Annotated in this window: 1 protein-coding gene; it reads right to left on the bottom strand. The window is 69.0% G+C overall.

Annotated features, from left to right (window positions below; translation table 11 throughout):
• Nucleotides 1–176: 176 nt before the first annotated feature.
• On the bottom strand, nucleotides 177–664 hold a 488-nt coding region (locus tag J0911_RS00390), incomplete at its 5' end, for a peptidoglycan-binding domain-containing protein (protein ID WP_207273423.1).

Here is a 664-nt window from a genome sequence, read left to right as displayed (position 1 = left end):
CACCAGCGCGCCGACCGCCACCGCGGCCAGACGCGTCACCATCCGTGATCCACGCATCCGTGAACCCACCATCCTCTCGTTCTGTGTGACCGATTCCGTGTGACCCCATGGACCACGACAGACCCAGCAAGCCGGAGCGACCGGTCGCCGGGCCGTGCTCGCGAACGCCGACGGGCCTAGTGGTGGATCCGAGGGCTGCCGAAGGACGCGCAGTACGTGGAGACACAGGCCTTGATGATCCGGTAGGCGCCGCCGCCCCCCGTGTTGCCGTGGTCGCTGTTGCCGCGCTCGAAGTACACCGAGCCCTCGGCGCCCCGGTAGAGCACGCGCGTCCGGGACGAGTTCCACTCCAGGTGGCCGTCGGCATGGCCCCAGGTCGCCGGACCGACCATCCCGTCGACTCCCAGCCCGTGGTCATCCTGGTAGGCCCGGGTCGCGCTGGTGGTGTTCGGCCCGAACCTGCCGTCGATCTGCGTGTGAGAGATGTAGCCCTCCACGAAGAGGATCACCTGCCATGCGCGCACCGTGCCCGTGTCCCACGAGTCCGCGCAGCCGTCGCACAGCGAGTTGCCGATCTCGTCGTAGTGGTCGCCGAAGTCGTCCGTCAGCGCTCCCGCGCCGTCCCAGAACGACGTGCTGTACGCACCCTCGTCGCTCTCGGTCG

Source organism: Myceligenerans salitolerans, assembly GCF_017349295.1.
Classification (GTDB): Bacteria; Actinomycetota; Actinomycetes; order Actinomycetales; family Cellulomonadaceae; genus Myceligenerans; species Myceligenerans salitolerans.
Note: the sequence above shows the minus strand (reverse complement) of the source record. Positions and strands in the feature narration are given on the sequence as shown.